We start from the raw sequence: 266 nt of genomic DNA, 5'->3' as shown, positions 1-266 counted from the left end.
ATCCGTCACTGCAACCAGCATTATCTTCAATACCTAAAGGATCATCAATAAGCTCACCGAGCATTTGGTAACCGCCACAAATTCCGATGACTTTACCGCCATAACGTAAATGTTTTGTTAAGGCGATGTCCCAACCTTGCTCACGCACAAAAGCTAAATCTGCACGAACATTCTTACTGCCAGGTAATATGACTAAATCTGCAGCGGGCCAATGGGATGATTGAGCCATGCTCTGCATACTCACATAATGAAAATCAATATGTGGG

The 266-nt window shown here is 43.2% G+C and carries 1 pseudogene; it reads right to left on the bottom strand.

Annotation, left to right across the window (positions count from 1 at the left end):
• Nucleotides 1–266, bottom strand: a pseudogene (locus AAEZ00_RS21375) (cobyric acid synthase); the annotation flags it as partial.

Origin of the sequence: Shewanella sp. S1-49-MNA-CIBAN-0167 (genome assembly GCF_040310145.1) — a bacterium.
Lineage (GTDB): Bacteria > Pseudomonadota > Gammaproteobacteria > Enterobacterales > Shewanellaceae > Shewanella > Shewanella psychromarinicola.
This window is presented reverse-complemented; position numbering and strand designations above follow the sequence as displayed.